This is a genomic window from Streptomyces griseicoloratus (genome assembly GCF_014534645.1).
Taxonomy (GTDB): Bacteria; Actinomycetota; Actinomycetes; order Streptomycetales; family Streptomycetaceae; genus Streptomyces; species Streptomyces griseicoloratus.
Genome location: NZ_JACVQF010000025.1, coordinates 45,386 through 62,964 on the forward strand (window position 1 = coordinate 45,386; position 17,579 = coordinate 62,964).

Sequence of the window (17,579 nt, forward strand, 5' to 3'; positions counted from 1 at the left end):
GGGGTTCGATTCTACGTTCCGTCCGAAAAGACGATCGGTGTTCGAAACACAGAACAGGAGCGTCCCCGTGAGCCGCAGGAGAACCGCACTTCTCGCCCTCCCCGCCGCCGCCCTGCTCGCGCTCGTGCCGACCACGGCGTCCGCGTATCCCGACCCCGGCCGGGTCACCGGTTCCGTCGTCACGCACGACCCGACGATGATCCGCACCGCGTCCGGGCAGTACCTGCTCTACGCCACCGGCGGAGGCATCGCCGGCAAGTCGTCCTCCGACCGCACCGCCTTCAGCGCGAGCGCGGACGCCTTCGCCTCCCGGCCGGCCTGGTGGTCCCGCTACTCCACCGTCCCCGAGGCATGGGCGCCCGACATCTCGTACCACGGCGGCAAGTACCTGATGTACTACTCCGTCTCGAAGTTCGGCGTGAACACCTCCGCCATCGGGCTCGCCGGCTCGACGACCGGACAGCCGGGCAGCTGGACCGACTACGGCATCGTGTACACCTCCGGCTCCTCCAGCGACTACAACGCGATCGACCCGAACCTCTTCGTCGACGACGACGGCAAGTGGTGGCTCTCCTTCGGCAGTTGGTGGACCGGCATCAAGATGATCCGGATCGACCCGTCGACCGGCAAACAGCTCTCGTCCGACACCACCCGCTACTCCCTGGCCTCCCGGCCGACCGGCACCAAGGCCGTCGAGGCCCCGTACATCGTCAAGCGGAACGGGTACTACTACCTCTTCGCCTCGTACGACACCTGCTGCGCCGGCACCGGCTCCACGTACAAGGTCAAGGTCGGCCGGGCGACGAAGGTCACCGGCCCGTACTACGACAGGAACGGCGTCCCGATGATGAACAACGGCGGGACGCCGGTCCTGGAGTCGCACGGCAGCGTCATCGGCCCCGGCGGCCAGTCCATCATGAACGACGTCGACGGGGACCTGATCGTCTATCACTACTACGACGCCAACGACAACGGCACGCCCAAGCTCGGCATCAACCTCCTGAACTGGAGCAGCGGCTGGCCCGTGGCCTACTGACCCCACACGGCGCCCGGCCGGCCCGTGGCCGGGGCCGGCTCCAGACCGTCGGTGCCCCGGACCTGGGCGGCGGTGAGACCGCCGCGGGCGGGGACACCGGGCGGGGTGGGGCCTGCGGGCATTGCGGCCGGCACCGGCATGGGCAGGGGCGCGGGCACGGCGGCGGGGAGCGGCATGCCGGTGCCGGCGGCGGGGGCGGCGGCGAGCCCCCGCAGGCCGGCCCCGTTGGTCTCGCTCACCAGGCGGTCCACCGCCGCCGTGCCCGAGCTGTAGCCGGTCCCTGTGGCCGGCCCGGGCACGGCGGCTCCCCTCCTGGACCCGTAGAGCACCTGCTCCAGGCCGGACACCAGGCGACGCACGTCCACCTGGGGGCGCACCACGAGACGCAGGAAGCGGCTGGAGGAACCGATCTTGTTGCCGCACTCGCGGACCAGGACCCGGTGCTCGGTGAGCAGCCGGTCCCGCACCACGGTGCCTTCGGCGCCCACCGGGAGGCGTACGAAGAGGAAGTTGCCCTGCGAGGGGTAGACGGTCAGTCCGGGCAGCGCCGACAGCAGGCTCGCCATCTCCAGGCGGTCGCGGCGGACCTGGTGCAGGCTCTGCGCGTACTCGGCGCCGTGGTCCCGCAGCATGAACACCACGTGCTCCGCGAAGGAGTTGAGGTTCCACTTGGGCAGCATGGCGCGCACCCGGCCCGCGATCTGCGGGTTGGCCACGAGGTAGCCGAAGCGTATGCCGTGCAGGCCGAAGTTCTTGCCGAGGCTGCGCAGGACGACCACGTTGGGGCGGATCACCGCCTCCGGCACGACGGACGGATCGGCCTCGGCGTCGGCGAACTCCAGGAAGGACTCGTCGACGACGACCAGGTCCAGGTCGGCCATCGCGTCCAGGAACTGCACGAGCGCGTGCCTGTGCAGGAAGCCGCCGTCGGGGTTGTTCGGGTTGCACACGACGGCGACCCGGCTGCCGCGGGCCCGGATGAACTCGGCGTACTGCGCGAGGTCGAGAGCGAAGCCGCCGGACTCCTGGAGCGGGAACATGTCGACCCGCTTGCCGGTCTCCATGGGCTGGTCGGTCCAGCGGCCGAAGGTGGGGACGGGGACGGCGAGGGAGTCGCGGACCATCAGGTGGTCGAGCCAGGTGATCAGCTCGGTCGAGCCGTTGCCCATCGCCACGCACTGCGGCGGCAGTTGCAGCAGGGCGCACAGCTCCGCGGTGATGGTGTCGGCACTGCTCGGGTAGTACGTGACGATCTCCCGCAGTCGGACCGCCAGCTCGTCGAACATCGCCGGGGTGGGGAAGTACGGGTTGCAGGGGATGCAGAAGTCCACCGGGCCGGCCCCGTCGCCGCTCTCCCGCGTCAGCGCCGCCATGGACGGGCTGTGCGCCGCGGTGCCGCGGAACAGCGAGGTGACGTTGCCGGCCAAGGGAACCTCCGTTGCTGGGCGGCCCGTGCCGGGGGAGCACGGGCCGCCCTTGGATACGGAGGGGAGTGTGACGCCGTTCAACTCATGTGAAGAAAATGTGCCCTCGCGCGTCGGACGAGTGCCCTCACGCGTCGAACGAGTGCACCGTCGTCGTCCGGTAGGTCTGCCCCGGCCGCAGCACGGTCGACGGGAACGACGGCTGGTTCGGGGAGTCCGGGAAGTGCTGCGTCTCCAGGCAGAGGGCGTCGCCCTGGCGGTAGGTGCGGCCGCCGGTGCCGGTCAGGGTGCCGTCGAGGAAGTTGCCCGAGTAGAACTGCAGACCGGGCTGGTCGGTGGCGATCCTCAGGGTGCGGCCGGAGGACGGGTCGCGCAGCGTGGCGATGTGCTCGGGCCGGCTGGTGATGCCCTTGTCCAGGACCCAGTTGTGGTCGAAGCCCTTGGCGGTGATCAACTGCGGGTGGGCCGCCCGGATGTCCCGGCCGACCGGCTTGGCCCGGCGGAAGTCGAACGCGGTGCCCGCGACCTTCGCCAGCTCACCGGTGGGGATCAGCCCCGCGTCGGTGGGCGTGTAGCGGGAGGCGGCGATCGACAGCTCGTGGTCCTCGATCGTGCCGCTGCCCTCGCCGGCCAGGTTCCAGTAGACGTGGCTGGTGAGGTTGACGACGGTGGCCTTGTCGGTGGTGGCCTCGTAGTCGATGCGCCAGTCGCCCTCGCGGGTGAGCGTGTACGTCACCTTCGCCTTGAGCGTGCCAGGGTAGCCCATCTCGCCGTCGACGCTGGTGTAGTGCATCACCAGGCCCACGTCGGAGCCCTCGGCGAACGGCTCGACGTCCCACACCCGCTTGTCGAAGCCCTGGGCGCCGCCGTGCAGGGTGTTCTCGCCGTCGTTGACGGAGATCTGGTACTGCTTGCCGTCCAGGGTGAAGCGGCCCTTGTCGATGCGGTTGCCGTAGCGGCCGATCAACGCGCCCATGTACGGGCTGGAGGCCACGTAGTCGTCGAGGTTGTCGAAGCCCAGCGAGACGTTCTCGTAGCGGCCCCGGCGGTCGGGGATCTCCAGGGACTGGACGATCCCGCCGTACGACAGGACCTTCATGCGCGTGCCGCCGTTCTCCAGCGACCAGCGGTACACCTTCGTGCCGTCGGCGAGCTTGCCGAAGAGCTCCTTCACCGGCTTCCTGCCTCCCGTGGCGTGTGCCGTGCCGCCGGCCGCGGTGGCGGCGATGCCCGCCGCCGCGGCGCCTGCGATGACCGTGCGTCTGCTCAGTTCCATGCGGCTCTCCTGTTACGTCCGTAAAGGAAACGGGCCCCGCCTCCGGGAGGCGGGGCCCGAGCTGACTACGAACCGACCTTGCGCTTGTTCCACACGTCGAACCCGACCGCCGCCAGCAGCACCAGGCCCTTGATGACCTGCTGCCAGTCGGTGCCGATGCCGACGAGGTTCATGCCGTTGTTCAGCACGCCCAGGACGAGACCGCCGATGATCGCGCCGAGGACCGTGCCGACGCCGCCGCTCATCGACGCGCCGCCGATGAAGGAGGCGGCGATGGCCTCCAGCTCGAAGTTGAGGCCCGCCTTGGGCGAGGCCGCGTTGAAGCGGGCGGCGAAGACCAGGCCCGCCAGGGCCGCGAGCATGCCCATGTTCAGGAAGACCAGGAAGGTGACCTTCTTGTCCTTCACACCCGACAGCTTGGCCGCGGGCAGGTTGCCGCCGATGGCGTAGATGTGGCGGCCGACGATCGCGTTGCGCATGACGTAGCCGAAGCCGACCAGCAGCACGCCCAGGATCAGCAGGACGATCGGGGCGCCCTTGTAGCTGGCGAGCAGCAGCGTGACGACGAGGACGGCGGCGACCAGGGCGACCAGCTTCAGCGCGAACAGCTTGGCCGGCAGCACCTCCAGCGCGAACTCCTGCTGCCGCCTGCGGTCGCGGACCTCCTGGAAGACCACGAACGCTATCAGCAGCAGGCCCAGCAGCAGTGTCAGATTGTGGTAGTTCGTGTCCGGACCGACCTCCGGCAGGAAGCCGTTGGCGACCTTCTGCAGGCCCTCCGGGAACGGGCCGAGGGTCTGGCCCTCCAGGAAGATCTCCGTCAGACCGCGGAAGATCAGCATGCCCGCGAGGGTCACGATGAACGACGGTATGCCGCCGTAGGCGATGAAGAAGCCCTGCACGGCGCCCGCGACCGCGCCCATCGCCAGGCACAGCACCAGCGCCAGCGGCCAGGGCAGATCGTGTTTGACCATGAACACGGCGGCCATCGAGCCGATGAACGCCGTCAGCGAGCCGACCGACAGGTCGATGTGCCCGGCGATGATCACCAGCATCATCCCGATCGCGAGGATCAGGATGTAGCTGTTCTGCAGCACCAGGTTGGAGACGTTGCGCGGCAGCAGCAGGTCGCCGTCGGTCCACACGGCGAACAGCACCACGATCAGGCCGAGGGCGAACAGCATGCCGTACTGCCGCATGTTGCGGCGCATGCCGTCCAGCACCAGCTGGAGCAGGCCGTCGCCGCCGGCCGGCCCGCCCTTGCCGGCCGGCGCGGGGGCCGGTGTCCTGTCGGTCACATCCGTGCTCATCGGGTTACCTCTTTGTCCTTCGTCATCTGACGCATCAGCGATTCCTGCGAGGCCTCGGCCCGCGAGAACTCACCGGTCAGCCGTCCCGCGGCCATGGTGTAGATGCGGTCGCACATGCCGAGCAGCTCGGGCAGCTCGGAGGAGATGAAGACGACCGCCTTGCCCTGGGCGGCCAGTTGGTCGATGACCGTGTAGATCTCGTACTTCGCGCCGACGTCGATGCCGCGCGTCGGCTCGTCCAGGATCAGCACGTCCGGACCGGCGAAGATCCACTTGCTGAGGACGACCTTCTGCTGGTTGCCGCCGGACAGCTTGCCCACGGGCTCGAACACGGTCGGCGCCTTGATGTTCATGGACTTGCGGAAGTTCTCGGCGACCTGCCGCTCCTCGTGTTCGTCCACGACACCGTGCCTCGCCACCTTGTCCAGGGCGCTGAGCGAGATGTTGCGGTTGATGGTGTCGATGAGGTTCAGGCCGTAGTGCTTGCGGTCCTCGGTGACGTAGGCGATGCCCTGCCCGACCGCCTCGGGGACGGTCTTCGTCCGGATCTCCCGGCCGTCCTTGAGGACCGTGCCGCCCGCGTAGCGGCCGTAGGTGCGGCCGAAGACGCTCATCGCGAGTTCGGTGCGCCCGGCGCCCATCAGGCCCGCGATGCCCACGATCTCCCCGCGCCGCACCTGCAGCGACACATCGTCGACCACCTTGCGCTGCTGGTCGATGGGGTGGTGCACGGTCCAGTTGCGGATCTCCAGGGCGGGCGCGGCGCCCTCCTCCGGCTCGTGCGGGGACCGCTCGGGGAAGCGGTGCTCCAGGTCGCGGCCGACCATCCCGCTGATGATCCGGTCCTCGGTGGTCTCGGGGGCCTTCACGTCCAGCGTCTCGATGGTCCGGCCGTCCCGCAGGATGGTCACGGAGTCGGCGACGTGGCGGATCTCGTTCAGCTTGTGGGAGATGATGATCGAGGTGATGCCCTGGTCCTTCAACTGCAGGATCAGGTCCAGGAGTTTGCCGCTGTCCTCGTCGTTGAGCGCCGCCGTCGGCTCGTCGAGGATGAGCAGCTTCACCTTCTTCGACAGCGCCTTGGCGATCTCCACCAGCTGCTGCTTGCCGACACCGATGTCGGCGACGCGGGTCTCGGGGTGCTCGTCGAGACCGACCCGGCGCAGCAGCTCGGTGGCGTGCCGGAGCGTGTCGTTCCAGTTGATGAAGCCGCGCGTGGCGTGCTCGTTGCCGAGGAAGATGTTCTCCGCGATGGAGAGGTAGGGCACCAGGGCCAGCTCCTGGTGGATGATCACGATGCCGTGCTGCTCACTGGCCCTGATGTCCCTGAACGCGCAGGGCTGCGACTCGAAGAGGATCTCGCCCTCGTAGGTGCCGTGGGGATGGACGCCGGAGAGCACCTTCATCAGCGTCGACTTTCCGGCGCCGTTCTCCCCGCAGATGGCGTGGACCTCGCCCCGGCGGACGGTCAGCGTGACGTCCGACAGCGCCTTGACGCCGGGAAAGGTCTTGACGATCGAGCGCATTTCCAGGACGGGTCCCGCCATGGTCGTGCCTTCCAATCACTAGGGAGCGGCGGTTACTTGAGGTCGCTTTCCTTGATGTAGCCGGAGTCGACGACGACCTTCTGGTAGTTGGCCTTGTCCACGGCGACCGGCTCCAGCAGGTAGGCGGGGACGACCTTCGCGCCGTTGTCGTAGGTCTTGGTGTCGTTGACCTCGGGCTTCTTGTCGTTCAGCAGCGCGTCGACCATGTTCGCGGACACCTTCGCCAGCTCGCGGGTGTCCTTGTAGACGGTCATCGACTGCTCGTCCGCGATGATCGACTTCACCGAGGCGACCTCGGCGTCCTGGCCGGTGACGATCGGCAGCGGCTTGCTCTTCGAGCCGTAGTCGTCCGACTTCAGGGCCGAGAGGATGCCGATGGAGATGCCGTCGTAGGGCGAGAGGACGGCGTCGACCCGCTGGCTCTTGTAGGACGAGGTCAGGATGTCGTCCATGCGCTTCTGGGCGGTGCCGCCGTCCCAGCGCAGGGTGGTGACCTGGTTGAGGCTGGTCTGCCCGGACCGCACGACGAGCTGCTTCTTGTCGATGTACGGCTGCAGGACGTTCATCGCGCCCTGGAAGAAGTAGCGGGTGTTGTTGTCGTCGTTCGAGCCGGCGAACAGCTCGATGTTGAACGGCCCCTTCTTGCTGCCGTCCTTGAGGCCGAGCTTCTCCAGGATGTACGTGCCCTGCAGCTCGCCGACCTTCTCGTTGTCGAAGGAGGCGTAGTAGTCGACGTTCTCGGTGCCGAGGATGAGGCGGTCGTAGGAGATCACCGGGATGTCGGCGTCCTTGGCCTGCTGCATCACGTTGTTCAGCGACTTGTTGTCGATGGCCGCGACGATCAGCGCCTTGACGCCCTGCGTGATCAGGTTCTCGATCTGCGACACCTGCTGGTCGGGGTCGTCCTCGCCGTAGACCAGCTTGGTCTTGAAGCCCTTGGACTCCAGCTCCTTCTTGACGTTGTTGCCGTCGGCGATCCAGCGCTCGGAGGACTTGGTCGGCATCGCGATGCCGATGGTGGCGCCCTCGGCGCCGCCCTTGCCCTCCTCGCTGCCGCCCTCGCTGTCCTGGCCGCAGGCGGTCAGGGTCAGCGCGAGGGAGGCGGCGGTGGCTATGGCGGCGAGTGCGGCTCTGCGGTTGCGCATGGTCATCATCCTTGATGTGTGCGGGGTAGAACCGAGACGGGGTGTGTGGGATTGTGCGCGGTCATGTCTTCTTTTGTGAAGAGAGTTTCCGGAACGTTATGACGAGATCTCGAACCGGTTGAGCGCTCCCGGCAGCCGGGAGCCGAGCGGGGCCATGTCGCCGTCCGCCCCGTGCCGCGCCAGCAGGTCCAGCGCCAGCCGCCCGCGCCGCACCCGCTCCTTGGCGGTGGCCAGCGTCAGTTCCCGCAGGTGGTGCCCGTACGGATAGATCCCGGGCGCCTTGGAGAGGCCGAACTTCAGGTACAGCGGCGCCCCTCGCCGGATCAGTTCGGCGACGTCGTACATCCGCACATAACCGCCCAGGTCGTCCGGCGCCTCGATGTACATGTCCATGGGCGCGGCCGAAACCCGGCGGATCTCGGTCAGGTGAGCCGGTGTCAGGTCGCTGGGCACGTTGACCGAGTCGGCGCCCAGCCGCTCGTACACCGCGTACGAGGCCGGGTTGACGGGCCCGACGAGCGCCGAGACCTTGAGCGTGGTGTCGGCGGGGATGATGCCGGCCACCCGCGCCCGGTGCAGCGTCCACAGCACGCCCTCGTCGGCGACGAGGAGGCACTTCACGCCCAGCTCGGTCGCCCGGACGGCGTCCTCGACGCACCCGGCGACCGCGTCGTGGCCGCGTGCCCTCAGGCCCGCGCCGCCCGAGTCGGTCCGGGTGGAGCCGCCGATGTCCCAGGTGCCGCGCGGGCCGGTGAACAGGCAGAGCTCGATGTCGCGTTCGGCGGTGGCCTCGACCATCTCGGTGATCTCGGCGTCGGTCAGCATCCACACGCCGCTGCCCTGGCTGATCCGGTGGATCGGCACGTCCAGGCGCGAGGCCTCCTTCAGGACCACCGCCAGCGCCTCGGGGCCCTCGCAGGAGGGGATCTCGGTGCGCCAGCGGCCGCCGCCGGGGAAGGAGTGCGACGAGGCGTCGGCGGGGTCGAGGGCGGGCGCTCCCAGGCCGAGTGCGGTGAGCGCATGCTCACCGGGCCTGCGGGGTGCCGTGGCGGAAGCGTCGGTCACAAGCTGTCCTTCGTGTTCGATATGCCGGACAAAGTTCGCGGCACGGGGTAGGGGGAGGCGGAGGGCAGGGCTGGGAGTACGCCGGTACGGAGGCCGTCAGGTCGCCCCCGTACCGGCGTACGTTCAGGGACGCAGCAGGACCTTGCCCACCTTCGGATCGCCGGACCCCACCAGCTCGATGGCCTGCGGGAACTCGGCGAGCGGCAGCTCGTGCGTCACGAGCGGCCGCGGGTCGAGCAGACCGGCCGCGAAGACGCGCACCGTGTGCGCCCACGCCTCGGGCGGCGCCCCGAAGACGGTGTGCACCTCCAGTTGCCGGACGACCAGGTCGGTGGGGTCGAGCCCGTCCGCGCCCGGCGCCGGGATCCCCGTCAGGACCAGGCGCCCGCCGCGCCGGAGCAGCGCGGCGGCGGTACGGGCGGCGTCGGCGGACCCGGCGGTCTCGATGACGACGTCGAAGTCGCCGGGCAGCTCCCGGTCCTTGGTGCGGAAGCCGGTGGCGCCGTACCGCCGGGACAGCGCCTCCCGGTCGTCACGCGTGCCGACCACCAGCAGCTCGCCCGGGGAGGCGGCGCGCAGGAACTGCACCGCGAACATGCCGAGGGTCCCGGTGCCGACGACGGCGACCCGCTCGCCGGGGCGGGCGTTCGCCTTGAGCGCGGCGGCGGCGATGCAGGCGGCCGGCTCCAGGAGGGCGGCGGCGGTGAGGTCGGCGTCGTCCGGCAGGGGGTGCAGCAGGCGGGCCGGGAGCGTCAGCGTGGGAGCCATGGCGCCCGGCTGGGTGAACCCGGTCTCCTCGTACCCGGCGCCGCACAGCGTCGTCTCGCCCGCGTGGCAGCGGTCGCAGACCTGGCAGTTGCGGAACCCCTCGCCGACGACCTTGCGCCCGACGAGCGACGCGGGCACTCCGGCGCCGACCCGCGCCACGGTCCCGGACCACTCGTGGCCGGGGACGAGCGGGTAACGCACGTACCCCTCGGGCCGGTTGCCCTGGTAGACCTCCCGGTCGCTGCCGCAGATCCCGGCGGCGTGCACCCGGACCAGGGCCTCGCCCGGACCGGGGTCGCGCGGCTCGTGCGGGACGAGCCGGTGCTCGCCCGGCGCCTCGATGACGACGGCGGTGCTCACGCCTGCGTCCCCTTCGGCTTGCGCTGCTCCCAGCCCTCGGCCCACAGGTCGAACCGGGCCTGCTGCTGCGGGAACTCGGCCGCCGCGTCGGTGTCCAGCTCGACACCGAGGCCGGGCGCGTCGGACAGGTGGAAGCAGCCGTCCTCCGGGTCCACCTGGGGGGCGCCCTTGACGACCTTCTTGATCTCCGCGTCGGCGAAGTCGTTGAAGTGCTCCAGGATCTTGAAGTTGGGGGAGGTGAAGCCCACCTGGAGCGAGGCGGCGGTGAGGACGGACCCGCCCACGTTGTGCGGGGCGACGAGCATGTAGTGGGTCTCGGCGGTCGCGGCCAGCTTCCGGGTCTCCCAGATGCCGCCGATGTGGCCGACGTCCGGCTGGATGATGTCCACCGACTGGTCCTCGAACAGCTCGCGGAACTCGATCCGGTCGTGGATGCGCTCGCCCGTGGCGACCGGCAGGTCCACCTTCTCGGCCACCTTCCTCAGCGCCTTGAGGTTCTCCGGCGGGACCGGCTCCTCCAGCCAGGCCGGCTTGAAGGGCGCCATCTCCTTGGCGAGCCGGACGGCGGTGGCGGGGGAGAAGCGCCCGTGCATCTCCAGCATCAGCTCGGCGTCGGGCCCGATCGCGTCCCGCACGGCCTCGATCAGCGACACGGCGTACAGGGTCTGCTCGTGGTCGAGTTCGAAGTGCCCGGTGCCGAAGGGGTCGATCTTCAGGGCCCGGTACCCGCGCTCCATGACCCCCTGTGCGGCCTTGTGGTAGGCCTCCGGGGTCCGCTCGGTCGTGTACCAGCCGTTGGCGTAGGCCTTCACCTTGTCGGTGACCTTGCCGCCCAGCAGCTGCCAGACCGGGACGCCGAGTGCCTTGCCCTTGATGTCCCAGCAGGCCATCTCGACGACGGCGATGCCGGACATCACGATCTCACCCGCGCGGCCGTAGTCGCCGTACTTCATACGCCGGGTCAGGTCCTCGACGGCGAACGGATCGGAGCCGAGAATTTGGTTGGCCTCCGCCTCCTTCAGATATCCGAGGAGGGCGTCGGTGTGGCCCAGCATCCGGGTCTCGCCGACTCCCGTGATCCCCTCGTCGGTGTGCACCTGGACGTACGTCAGGTTGCGCCACGGCGTCCCGACCACGTGCGTGCTGATTCCGGTGATGCGCACGACAGTTGCCCCTCGCTGCGTTCGATATTTCGGCACTCGTTCGAAATGCTGGCGTGACAGTAAGGAGGGGGCGGTGTGGGTGTCAATGGGTCGGACACATAACGGTTTCGGGAGTTTCGAAACCCGGGGCGGCGGCTTCCGCACACAACATTCACAGCCGGCTCTAGGAACGTAACCGTGCCGGAATCTAGCCTTCCCGCGTCATGGACTACTGCCACCCGTGCCACCGGCACCTCAACGGCGCCCTCGCCTGCCCGGGATGCGGCACCCCGGTCGAAGAACTCCGCGCGCCCGGCACCGGGGAGCCGTACCCGGAGGCTCCCGAAGACGCCGGTGCCGGTGCCGGCCCCGGTGCCGACGAGGGGGCCGGCGCCGTGCGTCCGGCCGGGCGCGGCGGGGCGGGCAGCCGCCGCGACCGCAAGGCCGCGGCTCACCGCCGGCGCCGGCGCCGGACCCTGCTGATCGCGGCGGGTTTCGTGCTGGCGGCGGGCGGGCTGAGCCTCGCGGAACTCGGCATGGACGCACCGGGGCCGCCGGCGAAGCCGGCCGCCGCCGGGGGCGAGACGGCCGACGGCGGGGTGACGGCGGAGGTCGAGGAGACGGCCGTGCCGCGGGGCGGGGCGTCCCGGGCGGGCGGGGGCACGCCGTCGCGGTCGTCCGCCGCCGAAGCCTCCGAGTCCCCGGCGTCCCCGTCGGCGTCCCCGGAGACCGGGGAGCCGGAGGCCACGGCCACCGGCGAGGAGACGGAGCCGGGCCGCCCGGTCACGTCCAGAAGCGCCGGAACGATACGCCCCTCGGCGACACCGCCCGCGCAGACGCCGCCGACCGCGCGGCCGACGCCCACCCCCACCGCGCCGGCCACCCCGAGCCCGTCGCAGACGTGCGACCGCTTCCTGTGGTGGTGCACCTGAGGCGCACAAGCCGCCCCCGGGGCCCGGCGGCGTACTGAGGGACGGGACGCCCGTGGCGGACCCGCCCCGGACGCTCAGTCGCCCAGCATCGTCCGCAACGCGTCCCGCAGCGCCAGCCGCTCCTGCTCCGACAGGGCCGCCAGCGGCTCCCGGGCGAACCGCAGGGACTCGCGCAGTCCGCGCGCCACCCGTCGCCCCTCCTGCGTGGCCGCCGCCACCTTCACCCGCCGGTCGGCGGGGTCCGGCCGCCGCTCCACCAGCCCCCGGGCCTCCAGCCGGTCCACGATCCCGGTGACGTTCGACGGCTCGCACTTCAGCTTCTGCGCCAGCTTCCGCATCGGCAGCGGCTCCAGCGAGAGCAGGCTGAGCAGCTTCGCCTGGGCCCCGGTCAGGGCCTGTTCGGCCGCGGCCTCCTCGTAGTCGGCGTGGAAGCGGGCCACGACCTCGCCGATGAGCTCGACGACCTCCAGGGTGAGGGTGTCGGGTCGACGGGTCGTGTCGTGTGGGGTGGGCATGGGATCCAGGGTACCCACTTGTTTGACAACCTGAAATGTTCAGGAGCATGGTTGTTTCAGGTACTGAAGTACCTGTAGCCGTGCCGTGCTCGTGAGGAAAGGCGCCCCCACATGACCGATTCCCCCACCCTCCCCGCCGTCAACCGCGAATGGCACCTCGCCAGCCGTCCGGTCGGCTGGCCGAAGCCCGAGGACTTCGCCCTGGTCGAGGCGGAGGTCCCCACCCCGGGCGAGGGCCAGGTGCTCGTCCGCAACCTGTACGTCTCCGTCGACCCCTACATGCGCGGCCGCATGAGCGCCGCCAAGTCCTATGTCGCCCCCTTCGAGCTCGGCAAGGTCATGCAGGGCGGCGCGGTCGGCGAGGTCGTCGTCTCCAATGCCGACGGGATCGAGGCCGGCGACCACGTCCTGCACTTCTTCGGCTGGCGCGAGTACGCCGCCCTGGACGCCAAGAACGCCGTGAAGGTCGACCCGGAGGCGGCGCCCCTGTCGACGTACCTCGGCGTGCTCGGCATGACGGGCCTGACCGCCTACGCCGGTCTGCTGCGCACCGCCGCCTTCAAGGAGGGCGACTCCGTCTTCGTCTCGGGCGCCGCGGGTGCCGTCGGCAGCCAGGTCGGGCAGATCGCCAGGCTCAAGGGCGCCTCGCGGGTCATCGGGTCCGCCGGGTCGGACGAGAAGGTCAAGCTCCTCGTCGAGGAGTACGGGTTCGACGCCGCGTTCAACTACAAGTCCGGACCCGTGAGCGAGCAGCTGCGCGAGGCCGCACCGGACGGCATCGACGTCTACTTCGACAACGTGGGCGGCGACCACCTGGAGGCCGCGATCGGCTCCCTCAACCGGGACGGCCGCATCGCGATCTGCGGAATGATCTCCGTCTACAACAACACCGAGCCCGCCCCGGGCCCGAAGAACCTCGCCCGTCTCATCCAGACCCGCGGCCGCATCGAGGGTTTCCTCGTCGGCGACCACTACGACCTCCAGCCGCAGTTCGTCCAGGAGGTCGGCCCGTGGGTCCGCGACGGCCGCCTGAAGTACCGCGAGACCGTCGTCGAGGGCATCGAGAACAACCTGGAGGCGTTCCTCGGCGTCCTGCGCGGCGACAACATCGGGAAGATGGTCGTCAAGCTCTGACCTCCCCGGTCCATTCCGGCATGCGGTAACGTCTTTCCGAAACCGTCGCGATCGTGGGCGCGAGTCGCGGCGGACCGAGGAGGAAGAAACCGCATGCCCATCCAGCAGTCCGAGGTCCTCTACACCGCCGTCGCCACCGCCGAGAACGGCCGCGACGGCCGGGTGGCCACCGATGACGGCAAGCTCGACGTCGTCGTGAACCCGCCCAAGGAGATGGGCGGCAGCGGCGCCGGCACCAACCCCGAGCAGCTGTTCGCCGCCGGCTACAGCGCCTGCTTCCAGGGCGCGCTCGGCGTCGTCGCCCGCCAGGAGGGCGTCGACGTCTCCGGCTCGACCGTCACCGCCAAGGTGGGGATCGGCAAGAACGACGACGGTTTCGGGATCATCGTGGAGATCTCCGCCGAGATCCCGACGGTGGACGCCGCCACCGCCCGGTCGCTGGTGGAGAAGGCCCACCAGGTCTGCCCCTACTCGAAGGCGACCCGCGGCAACATCACCGTGACCCTCGCCTGACCGGGACCGTCACGCACACGCCGGAAGGCCGCACCCCCGCCGCCGGGGGGCGGCCTTCCCGCGTACCCGCGCCAGGCCGGCGCCGCCCGGTAGAGTGCCGCCCATGCGCGATCTTGGGGCGGGATTCGGCCACCTTCTGAAGGGCCAGCGCTGGGTGGCCCGGCACGGCAAGAGCTACGGCTTCGGGCTGGTCCCGGGCCTGATCACCCTGGTCCTGTACGCGGCGGCGCTGGTCGCGCTGGCGCTGTGGGGCGAGGACTTCGTGACCTGGGCGACCCCCTTCGCCGACGACTGGTCGAGCCCCTGGTCCGGGCTGTTCCGCGGCTTCCTGACCGCCGTCCTGTTCGCCCTCGCCCTGCTCCTGGCCGTCCTCACCTTCACCGCGGTCACGCTGCTGGTCGGCCAGCCCTTCTACGAGAGCCTCTCCGAACGCGTCGACCGGGACGTCTCCCCGGACGGCACCGCCCCCGAGTCGGACCTGCCGCTCTGGCGCGAGCTGTGGATCTCCGGCCGGGACAGCCTCCGCATCGTCGTCCGCGCCGCCGTCTGGGGCGTGCTGCTCTTCGCGCTCGGCTTCATCCCGGTCGTCGGCCAGACGGTCGTGCCCGTGATCGGCTTCTTCGTCACCGGCTTCTTCCTCACCGAGGAACTCGCCGCCGTCGCCCTCCAGCGCCGCGGCGTCGAGCTGCGCGACCGCCTAGCCCTGCTGCGCTCCCGCAAGACCCTCGTCTGGGGCTTCGGCACGCCGCTGGGCCTGGCCTTCCTGGTGCCGTTCGTCGCGGTGTTCCTGATGCCGGGCGCGGTCGCGGGCGCCACCCTCCTCGCCCGTGAACTGCTCGGCGAGGAGACCCGCGAGAGCGACGACGACTCCGCCGGTGCCGACGAGGGAGCCGTGCGGTGACCGAACTCCTCGCCGTCGCCGTCATCACCGTCCTGGCCGTCGTCGCCCCCGGCGCCGACTTCGCCATGGTGGTCCGGGGCAGCTACCTGTACGGCCGCCGCACCGGCCTGCTCGGCGCCGTCGGCGTGGCCGCCGGCGTCCTGGTGCACGTCACCTACACCATGCTCGGCGTCGGCCTGCTCATCGCCTCCTCCGCCTTCCTGTTCACGGTCGTCAAGCTGGTCGGCGCCGCCTACCTCGTGTACGTCGGCGTGCGCACCTTCCGCGCCCGCGGCGAGGTGCGGGTCGATCTGGAGAACGGCACCGGCCTCACCCCGTTCGCCGCGCTGCGCACCGGCTTCCTCACCAACGTCCTCAATCCGAAGACGACCCTCTTCGTGGTCTCCACCTTCGCCCAGGTCGTCGGCCCCGGCACCCCGGTCCTCCAGCAGCTCGGCTACGGGCTGTTCATGTCGCTCGCCCACCTGCTGTGGTTCGCGGCCGTCGCCGTGTTCTTCTCGCAGGACCGCATGCGCAGCCTGATGCTGCGCGCCCAGAAGGTCCTCAACAAGGTCATCGGCTCCGTCCTGGCCGGGCTCGGCATCAGCCTCGCGTTCGCCCCCTCACACTGACCGCCGGCGGGGCGACCGGCCCGCGGGTGTTTGTGAAGGGTTCGTACGAACTGGCGGACCGGACGCCCGATGGCGGACCGCCGGATCACCGCGGCGATTAACGTCTGACCCGGGACGCCCGCCGGCACGGCGTGCCCCACCGGGCAGCCCCGGCCCGGAACCTGACGGACGGGCCGGGGCCCGACACCGGCCCGGCCCGCCGCACGGCGTCAGCCGCTCTTCGCCGTGACGGCCCGGTAGGCGATCTCCGCGAGCCTGGCCTGACCGTTCACACTCGGATGGAACCAGTCCCAGTGGCTGAGCTGTTCGGTGCCGAACCGGTACGCGTGCACCGCGCCGCCGTCCGTGCGGCACCGCCGGTCCTTGGCGCAGACCGCCCTCAGCACCTCGTTGTAGTCCTCCACCCGCTGCTCCACCGTGTTGCGCCGCAGCGTCGCCGCCGCGTCCAGGGCGTCCGCGTCGCCCAGCATCGACGGGCAGATGCCCAGCTTCCACACCTGCTTGCCCAGCGGATTGGTGCGCCCCTCGGACCACAGCCGCTTCAGGTCGGGGATGCTCGCCACGTACACCTGCGCCTTGGGCAGTTTCGCCCGCAGGGTGCGCATCGCCGTCTCGAACTGCGTCCGGAAGTCGGCCACCGACGTCATCGCCGAGGTCGTCGACCGGCAGGCGTCGTTCGCCCCCACCATCACCGCCACCAGCTGCGGCCTGTGCGCCGCCGCCCGCGTCATCTGACCGGCCAGGTCCGCCATCCGGGCCCCGGTCACCGCGTGGTTCCAGGAGCGCCTGACCGCCTGCTTCCCCAGCAGCCGAACGGCGAGGCTGTTCACGTCGGCGCGGGTGCCGGTCGCCCACGACACCTCGGGGCAGTCCGACAGGACCGTACAGGCGTCGAAGCCGCGCGTGATGGAGTCGCCCACGGCGGCGACCGACCCGGGGCTCGTGTCCCAGACCGGAGCGGGCTTCGGCGAGGGCCTGGCCTGCCCCGTCCCGGAACCGGACGGGCCCGAGTCACCGCCGACGGCATCGCAGCCGGCCACGCCCACGACGGCGGCGGTCAGGACGGCGAGCGCGGTACGCGAACGGCGGCGCCGGTTCCGCGTCCCCTGATCCGTCCTGTGGCCCATGACCATCCCCGTCCCTCGCCCGATGCCTCCACGGTCCTCAACCCATGACAACGCGTCAGGGTTCCCGGAGGCGCTGATGCAACGGCTCACACCCGTACAAGCGTCCTGCCGGGTGAATGGCGGAGGTTTCGGAGCAGCGGGACCGACGGTACGTCACACTCCTTGCCCCGCCGCAGGGTAGCCTCGCCATCAACGTGGCCCGCCCGGCCACACCGTTCCGCCCGTTCCGAGATGTCCCGCTCTGCCCGGAGGTTCCGGTGACGACACGTGGAGTTCTGTACGTGCACTCCGCGCCGCGCGCGCTCTGCCCGCACGTCGAATGGGCCGTCGCCGGGGTGCTCGGCACGCGCGTCAGCCTGGACTGGATCCGGCAGCCCGCCGCCCCCGGCACCTGGCGCTCGGAGTTCTCCTGGCAGGGCCAGGCCGGCACCGCCTCCAAACTGGCCTCCGCGCTGCGCGGCTGGCACCTGCTGCGCTTCGAGGTCACCTCGGAGCCGTCCGCCGGCTCCGAGGGCGAGCGCTACAGCTGCACCCCCGACCTCGGCATCTTCCACGCCGTCACCGGCATCCACGGCGACATCCTGATCCCCGAGGACCGGCTGCGCGCCGCCCTGGTCCGCTCCCAGCGCGACGAGACCGACCTGGAGGGCGAGATCGCCAAGCTGCTGGGCAAGCCGTGGGACGACGAACTGGAGCCGTTCCGCTACGCGGGCGAGGGTGCCCCGGTGCGCTGGCTGCACCAGGTGGTGTGAGTACCGTTCCGCACATGTGAA

Annotated in this window: 17 protein-coding genes; 7 read left to right on the forward strand and 10 right to left on the reverse strand. The window is 70.5% G+C overall.

Translation table 11 applies throughout. From position 1 onward, the window contains the following. Positions 1–67: 67 nt before the first annotated feature. Positions 68–1,036: an arabinan endo-1,5-alpha-L-arabinosidase gene (locus H0H10_RS00485; RefSeq protein ID WP_188178766.1), complete on the forward strand. Its 969-nt coding sequence runs from the start codon at positions 68–70 to the stop codon at positions 1,034–1,036. On the opposite strand, the gene H0H10_RS00490 is transcribed toward H0H10_RS00485, so the two are convergent. From H0H10_RS00490 to H0H10_RS00525, 8 genes are all read right to left on the reverse strand, one after another. After that, positions 1,030–2,463 (reverse strand): pyridoxal phosphate-dependent aminotransferase, encoded by a 1,434-nt coding sequence (locus H0H10_RS00490; RefSeq protein ID WP_188178767.1) that lies wholly within the window; start codon positions 2,461–2,463, stop codon positions 1,030–1,032. The two genes, H0H10_RS00485 and H0H10_RS00490, sit on opposite strands and share 7 nt — an antisense overlap. A gap of 124 nt (positions 2,464–2,587) precedes the next feature. Next, positions 2,588–3,736, reverse strand: coding sequence for an aldose epimerase family protein (locus tag H0H10_RS00495; RefSeq protein WP_188178768.1), 1,149 nt, complete (start codon positions 3,734–3,736; stop codon positions 2,588–2,590). A gap of 65 nt (positions 3,737–3,801) precedes the next feature. After that, complete coding sequence (gene mmsB / locus H0H10_RS00500; protein WP_188178769.1) at positions 3,802–5,046, reverse strand: multiple monosaccharide ABC transporter permease; 1,245 nt, start codon at positions 5,044–5,046, stop codon at positions 3,802–3,804. Then, the gene (gene mmsA, locus H0H10_RS00505) at positions 5,043–6,593 is read right to left on the reverse strand and encodes a multiple monosaccharide ABC transporter ATP-binding protein (protein WP_188178770.1); all 1,551 of its coding nucleotides are present in this window, start codon (positions 6,591–6,593) and stop codon (positions 5,043–5,045) included. The genes mmsB and mmsA overlap by 4 nt, the downstream gene beginning before the upstream one ends. A gap of 32 nt (positions 6,594–6,625) precedes the next feature. Continuing rightward, the gene (gene chvE, locus H0H10_RS00510) at positions 6,626–7,738 is read right to left on the reverse strand and encodes a multiple monosaccharide ABC transporter substrate-binding protein (RefSeq protein WP_188178771.1); all 1,113 of its coding nucleotides are present in this window, start codon (positions 7,736–7,738) and stop codon (positions 6,626–6,628) included. Positions 7,739–7,834: 96 nt separating this feature from the next. Further along, entirely contained in the window at positions 7,835–8,803 is a 969-nt protein-coding gene (locus tag H0H10_RS00515; RefSeq protein WP_188178772.1) for a glycosyltransferase family protein, read from the reverse strand. 123 nt (positions 8,804–8,926) lie between these two features. Next, positions 8,927–9,931, reverse strand: coding sequence for a zinc-dependent alcohol dehydrogenase (locus tag H0H10_RS00520; RefSeq protein WP_188178773.1), 1,005 nt, complete (start codon positions 9,929–9,931; stop codon positions 8,927–8,929). After that, entirely contained in the window at positions 9,928–11,094 is a 1,167-nt protein-coding gene (locus tag H0H10_RS00525) for a mandelate racemase/muconate lactonizing enzyme family protein (RefSeq protein WP_188178774.1), read from the reverse strand. Before H0H10_RS00525 ends, H0H10_RS00520 begins: the two co-directional genes overlap by 4 nt. 203 nt (positions 11,095–11,297) lie before the next feature. Here H0H10_RS00525 and H0H10_RS00530 point away from each other — a divergent pair, with 203 nt between their 5' ends. Then, entirely contained in the window at positions 11,298–12,005 is a 708-nt protein-coding gene (locus H0H10_RS00530; RefSeq protein ID WP_188178775.1) for an SCO2400 family protein, read from the forward strand. A 74-nt stretch (positions 12,006–12,079) separates the two neighbouring features. Here the strand turns inward: H0H10_RS00530 and H0H10_RS00535 are convergent, their stop codons facing one another. Further along, on the reverse strand, positions 12,080–12,520 hold the full coding sequence (locus H0H10_RS00535) for a MarR family winged helix-turn-helix transcriptional regulator (RefSeq protein WP_188178776.1): 441 nt from the start codon (positions 12,518–12,520) through the stop codon (positions 12,080–12,082). A 111-nt stretch (positions 12,521–12,631) separates the two neighbouring features. Between H0H10_RS00535 and H0H10_RS00540 the strand changes: the two genes are divergently transcribed. From H0H10_RS00540 to H0H10_RS00555, 4 genes are all read left to right on the forward strand, one after another. Continuing rightward, on the forward strand, positions 12,632–13,654 hold the full coding sequence (locus H0H10_RS00540; protein WP_188178777.1) for an NADP-dependent oxidoreductase: 1,023 nt from the start codon (positions 12,632–12,634) through the stop codon (positions 13,652–13,654). A gap of 93 nt (positions 13,655–13,747) precedes the next feature. Then, a complete protein-coding gene (locus H0H10_RS00545) occupies positions 13,748–14,167 on the forward strand; it encodes an organic hydroperoxide resistance protein (RefSeq protein ID WP_188178778.1) in 420 nt (139 codons plus the stop codon). 103 nt (positions 14,168–14,270) lie between these two features. Beyond that, positions 14,271–15,068, forward strand: coding sequence for an EI24 domain-containing protein (locus tag H0H10_RS00550; RefSeq protein WP_188178779.1), 798 nt, complete (start codon positions 14,271–14,273; stop codon positions 15,066–15,068). Continuing rightward, positions 15,065–15,679 carry a LysE family translocator gene (locus H0H10_RS00555; RefSeq protein WP_188178780.1) on the forward strand — a complete coding sequence of 205 codons (615 nt, stop codon included), beginning with the start codon at positions 15,065–15,067 and terminating at the stop codon, positions 15,677–15,679. Before H0H10_RS00550 ends, H0H10_RS00555 begins: the two co-directional genes overlap by 4 nt. Positions 15,680–15,888: 209 nt before the next feature. On the opposite strand, the gene H0H10_RS00560 is transcribed toward H0H10_RS00555, so the two are convergent. Continuing rightward, positions 15,889–16,806, reverse strand: a complete 918-nt coding sequence (locus tag H0H10_RS00560) for an SGNH/GDSL hydrolase family protein (RefSeq protein WP_188178781.1) — start codon at positions 16,804–16,806, stop codon at positions 15,889–15,891. Between the two features lie 257 nt (positions 16,807–17,063). Here H0H10_RS00560 and H0H10_RS00565 point away from each other — a divergent pair, with 257 nt between their 5' ends. Then, positions 17,064–17,558 carry a DUF3145 domain-containing protein gene (locus H0H10_RS00565; RefSeq protein WP_188178782.1) on the forward strand — a complete coding sequence of 165 codons (495 nt, stop codon included), beginning with the start codon at positions 17,064–17,066 and terminating at the stop codon, positions 17,556–17,558. The last annotated feature ends 21 nt before the right edge of the window (positions 17,559–17,579 follow it).

Coding starts and splice junctions, on each gene's coding strand:
- H0H10_RS00545 (WP_188178778.1), top strand. CDS start 13,748: ATGCCCATCCAGCAGTCCGAGGTCCTCTACACCGCCGTCGCCACCGCC.
- H0H10_RS00495 (WP_188178768.1), bottom strand. CDS start 3,736: ATGGAACTGAGCAGACGCACGGTCATCGCAGGCGCCGCGGCGGCGGGC.
- mmsA (WP_188178770.1), bottom strand. CDS start 6,593: ATGGCGGGACCCGTCCTGGAAATGCGCTCGATCGTCAAGACCTTTCCC.
- mmsB (WP_188178769.1), bottom strand. CDS start 5,046: ATGAGCACGGATGTGACCGACAGGACACCGGCCCCCGCGCCGGCCGGC.
- H0H10_RS00540 (WP_188178777.1), top strand. CDS start 12,632: ATGACCGATTCCCCCACCCTCCCCGCCGTCAACCGCGAATGGCACCTC.
- H0H10_RS00550 (WP_188178779.1), top strand. CDS start 14,271: ATGCGCGATCTTGGGGCGGGATTCGGCCACCTTCTGAAGGGCCAGCGC.
- H0H10_RS00530 (WP_188178775.1), top strand. CDS start 11,298: ATGGACTACTGCCACCCGTGCCACCGGCACCTCAACGGCGCCCTCGCC.
- H0H10_RS00535 (WP_188178776.1), bottom strand. CDS start 12,520: ATGCCCACCCCACACGACACGACCCGTCGACCCGACACCCTCACCCTG.
- H0H10_RS00560 (WP_188178781.1), bottom strand. CDS start 16,806: ATGGGCCACAGGACGGATCAGGGGACGCGGAACCGGCGCCGCCGTTCG.
- chvE (WP_188178771.1), bottom strand. CDS start 7,738: ATGCGCAACCGCAGAGCCGCACTCGCCGCCATAGCCACCGCCGCCTCC.